The following is a 4,466-nucleotide window of genomic DNA, read 5'->3' as shown; positions in this document are numbered from 1 at the left end:
GTCGACGGATGTCGTCCCCGGACCCCCGCAGAGCATCGAGGAGCATGGGATGACCCCCGAGCAGCACGCAGTGCCCGAAGCGATCACCAGGCTGGGACGCGAAGGGGTCGCCGTCTGGCTCGACGACCTCTCCCGGGAGCGACTGCGCTCCGGAGGCCTCGCCGCCCTGATGGCCGAGCGGGGGGTGGTGGGTGTGACGACCAACCCGACGATCTTCGCCAAGGCACTGTCCGCCGGGGACGCCTACGACGAGCAGGTCCGCGAGCTCGCCGCTGCCGCCACCGGGCTCGACGAGTCCGTCGTGCGGATCACCACCGACGACGTCCGCGAGGCCGCCGACCTGCTCCGCCCGGTGTATGACGCGACCGACGGGGTCGACGGACGCGTCTCGATCGAGGTGGACCCGCGCCTCGCGCACGACACGGCGGGGACGCTCGAGGCCGCGCAGATGCTCTGGGCCCGCGTGGACCGCCCCAACCTCTTCGTCAAGATCCCCGCGACGGTCGAGGGTCTTCCCGCGATCACCGCTGCGCTCGCCCAGGGGATCAGCGTGAACGTGACCCTGATCTTCTCCCTCGCGCGCTACCGCGACGTGATCGACGCCTTCCAGAGCGGGCTCGAGCAGGCGCACGCCGCAGGGATCGACCTGGCGCCGATCGCCTCGGTCGCCTCGTTCTTCGTCTCCCGGGTGGACTCCGCCGTCGACGCCCTCCTCGACGAGCTGACGGCGCCCGAGGCCTCGGCCCTGAGGGGATACACGGCCATCGCGAACGCCCGGCTCGCCTACGAGGTGCACGAGCAGACCCTGGCGAGCCACCGCTGGCAGGCGCTGGCGGCGGCAGGCGCCCACCCGCAGCGCCCCCTGTGGGCCAGCACCGGGGTGAAGGACCCGAGGTACCCCGACACCCGGTACGTGGTCGAGCTCGTCGCCCCCGGGGTGGTCAACACCATGCCCGATGCCACCCTCGAGGCCGTCGCCGACCACGGCGTCGTGCGCGGCGACACGGTGACCAGGGAGTACCCGGAGGCCCGTGCGACCCTCGAGGCCCTGGGCGAGGTCGGGATCGACCTCGACGCCGTGACTGCCGATCTGGAGGCCGAGGGCGTGCGGAAGTTCGAGAGCTCGTGGACGGAGCTGCTGGAGACGGTGGACGCGGCGTTGACGAACGCTCGAGAGGAGCTCGGTCGATGAGGCCCGCCCGGGTCGCCGAGGGCGTCAACCCGCTGCGCGACCCGCGCGACCGCCGCCTTCCGCGGATCGCGGGTCCCTGCGGTCTGGTCATCTTCGGCGTCACGGGAGACCTCGCCCGACGCAAGCTGATGCCGGCGGTCTACGACCTCGCGAACCGGGGGCTCCTGCCGCCCGGCTTCGCCCTGACCGGCTTCGCCAGGCGCGACTGGGTGGACCAGGACTTCGCCCAGGTCGTGCACGACGCCGTCAAGCAGAACGCCAGGACGCCGTTCCGGGAGGACACCTGGCGCCAGCTCGCCGAGGGCATCCGGTTCGTCCAGGGCGAGTTCGACGACGACGACGCCTTCGACCGGCTGAGCCGGACCGTCGCCGACCTGGACGCCGAACGAGGCACCAACAGGAACCACGCGTTCTACCTCTCCGTGCCCCCGAAGGCCTTCCCCCTGGTGTGCCGCCAGCTCGCCCGGTCCGGCCTGTCCGAGCAGACGGAGGGGGCATGGCGGCGCGTCGTCATCGAGAAGCCCTTCGGCCACGACCTGGCGAGCGCTCGCGAGCTCAACGATGTCGTCGCCTCGGTCTTCGCCCCGGAGTCGGTGTTCCGGATCGACCACTACCTGGGCAAGGAGACGGTGCAGAACCTCCTGGCCCTGCGCTTCGCCAACCAGCTGTTCGAGCCGATCTGGAACGCGAACTACGTCGACCACGTCCAGATCACGATGGCCGAGGACATCGGCATCGGGGGACGCGCCGGGTACTACGACGGGATCGGCGCCGCTCGCGACGTCATCCAGAACCACCTGCTGCAGCTCCTCGCCCTCACCGCGATGGAGGAGCCCGTCTCCTTCGCCGCCGACGCGCTCCGCGCGGAGAAGGAGAAGGTCCTCTCCGCCGTCAAGCTGCCCAAGGACCTCGGGCGGCACACGGCGCGCGGTCAGTACGCCGCCGGCTACCAGGGCGGCGAGCAGGTCATCGGCTACCTCGACGAGGAGGGCATCTCCCCCGACTCCGAGACGGAGACCTACGCCGCGATCCGGGTCGACATCGACACCCGACGCTGGGCGGGGGTCCCGTTCTACCTGCGCGCGGGCAAGCGCCTGGGGCGCCGCGTCACCGAGATCGCCGTGGTCTTCAAGCGTGCACCGCACCTGCCGTTCGAGACCTTCTCCACCGAGGAGCTCGGGAAGAACGCCCTGGTGATCCGGGTCCAGCCCGACGAGGGCGTCACGATCCGATTCGGCTCGAAGGTCCCCGGCACGGCGATGGAGGTCCGCGACGTCACGATGGACTTCGCCTACGGGCACGCGTTCACCGAGACCTCCCCCGAGGCCTACGAGCGGCTCATCCTCGACGTGCTGCTCGGCGACCCGCCCCTGTTCCCCCGCCACGAGGAGGTCGAGCTCTCCTGGAAGATCCTCGACCCGATCACCGCGTACTGGGCACGCCACGGCCAGCCGGAGCCGTACCGCTCCGGCGCGTGGGGACCACCGTCCGCCGACGCGATGATGGCCCGCGACGGTCGCACCTGGCGTCGGCCATGAGGAGGCACGCATGATCGTCAACCTGCCGGAGACCACCACGGGCGCGGTGGCCAAGACGCTCGACCGCCTGCGCGACGAGGGCGGTGCGGTGGCCCTGGGCCGCGTGCTCACGCTGATCGTCGACGTGGGCAGCCGTGAGGTCGAGACCGCTGTCGAGACCGCCAACGACGCGAGCCGGGAGCACCCCTGCCGCGTCATCGTCCTGGTCTCGGACCCCGCGCGCACCGGTGGCCGGCTCGACGCGGAGATCCGCGTCGGCGGCGACGCGGGTGCGAGCGAGGTCGTGGTCCTCACCGCGTCGGCGGAGCTCCTCGCCCATGCGGACACGCTCGTCATGCCGCTGCTGCTTCCCGACGCCCCGATCGTCGCCTGGTGGCCCTACGAGGTTCCGACCGAGCCGTCGACGCATCCCGTCGGCGCCATGGCTCAGCGTCGGATCACCGACACCCTCGAGTGCAGCCATCCCCTGGAGAGCCTGCGTCGCCTGCGGGCGAGCTACCAGGAGGGGGACACGGACCTGGCGTGGACGCGGCTGACCGTCTGGCGGGGGCTCCTCTCCGCCGCGCTCGACCAGCCCCCCTTCGAGAACGTGACCAGCGCCGAGGTCGAGGGGAACGACACCCACCCCTCCGTCGTCCTGCTCGGTGCCTGGCTCGCTCATGCCCTGCGCTGCCCGGTGACCCTGAACCGCAGCGCGGAGGACACGGCGGTGACGCGCGTCGTGCTCCACCGCGCCTCCGGACCGATCGTCCTGGACCGGCCGGACGGCCGCACCGCGACGATCGAGCAGCCCGGTCAGCCGGCCCGGCATGCGGCGATGCCGCTCCGGCAGCTGCGCGAGTGCCTCAGCGAGGAGCTGCGGCGGCTCGACGCCGACGAGGTCTGGGGAGAGGTCCTGCACGACGGGCTCGCGAGGATCGGCGAGGCGTGAACGTCCCGTCGGTCGTCGTCCACCCCACGGCGCAGGTCCTCGCGGAGGCGACCGCCGCCCGGTTGCTGCTGCGACTCATGGACCTGCAGTCGGTGCGCCGCCCCCTGCACGTCGTGCTGACCGGCGGCACCGTCGGGATCGCCGTCCTCGCCCGGGTCGACGCGTCACCGCTGCGCGACGCCGTGGACTGGACGGGGGTGCACCTGTGGTGGGGCGACGAGCGGTTCCTGCCCACCGGCCACCCGGACCGCAACGAGACCCAGGCACGCCAGGCCCTCCTCGACCGGCTCCCGGTCCCGGCGGACCAGGTCCACCCGATGCCGGCAGCGGATGCCGCACCCGACCCCGAGACGGCGGCCACTCGATACGCCGCCGAGCTCGCGACCCTCGCCCCGCAGGGCGCAGCCGTGCCGCGGTTCGACGTCGTGCTGCTCGGCGTCGGTCCGGACGGGCACCTCGCGAGCCTGTTCCCCGGTCGGCCGGCCCTGGAGGTGACGGACCTCATGGTGGCGGGAGTGCGCGACTCCCCCAAGCCGCCTCCGCTGCGGGTCACGCTCACCTACCCGGCGCTGGCCGAGGCAGCAGAGCTCTGGCTCGTCGCCGCAGGCGAGAGCAAGGCCGAGGCCGTCGCCCGCGCGCTGTCCGGGGACGACCGCCACCGCACCCCCAGTGCCGGGGTACGGGGCCGGGACCGCACACGCTGGCTCATCGACCTGGCGGCGGCCGGGCGCCACACACCCTGAGCCGAGCACTCCGGGACCGTCCGTCCTCCGGGACCGACGGTCCCGGGACGACGAGAAGGGCC

4 protein-coding genes are annotated in these 4,466 nt (G+C 72.6%); all 4 read left to right on the top strand.

What is annotated here, in order from left to right:
• Positions 1 to 49 precede the first annotated feature (49 nt).
• The 4 genes from tal to pgl are packed head-to-tail and all read left to right on the top strand — an operon-like array spanning position 50 to position 4,404.
• A complete protein-coding gene (tal, locus tag ABWK99_RS13900) occupies positions 50 to 1,192 on the top strand; it encodes a transaldolase (protein ID WP_372595296.1) in 1,143 nt (380 codons plus the stop codon).
• Complete coding sequence (gene zwf / locus ABWK99_RS13895; RefSeq protein ID WP_372595295.1) at positions 1,189 to 2,730, top strand: glucose-6-phosphate dehydrogenase; 1,542 nt, start codon at positions 1,189 to 1,191, stop codon at positions 2,728 to 2,730. The genes tal and zwf overlap by 4 nt, the downstream gene beginning before the upstream one ends.
• A 10-nt stretch (positions 2,731 to 2,740) precedes the next feature.
• Entirely contained in the window at positions 2,741 to 3,661 is a 921-nt protein-coding gene (locus tag ABWK99_RS13890; protein ID WP_372595294.1) for a glucose-6-phosphate dehydrogenase assembly protein OpcA, read from the top strand.
• The gene (gene pgl / locus ABWK99_RS13885) at positions 3,658 to 4,404 is read left to right on the top strand and encodes a 6-phosphogluconolactonase (RefSeq protein WP_372595293.1); all 747 of its coding nucleotides are present in this window, start codon (positions 3,658 to 3,660) and stop codon (positions 4,402 to 4,404) included. Before ABWK99_RS13890 ends, pgl begins: the two co-directional genes overlap by 4 nt.
• Positions 4,405 to 4,466: the final 62 nt, after the last annotated feature.

This window comes from Actinotalea sp., from assembly GCF_041597215.1.
In the GTDB taxonomy this organism is placed as follows: Bacteria; Actinomycetota; Actinomycetes; order Actinomycetales; family Cellulomonadaceae; genus Actinotalea.
Note: the sequence above shows the minus strand (reverse complement) of the source record. Positions and strands in the feature narration are given on the sequence as shown.

Coding starts and splice junctions, on each gene's coding strand:
- ABWK99_RS13890 (WP_372595294.1), top strand. CDS start 2,741: ATGATCGTCAACCTGCCGGAGACCACCACGGGCGCGGTGGCCAAGACG.
- zwf (WP_372595295.1), top strand. CDS start 1,189: ATGAGGCCCGCCCGGGTCGCCGAGGGCGTCAACCCGCTGCGCGACCCG.
- tal (WP_372595296.1), top strand. CDS start 50: ATGACCCCCGAGCAGCACGCAGTGCCCGAAGCGATCACCAGGCTGGGA.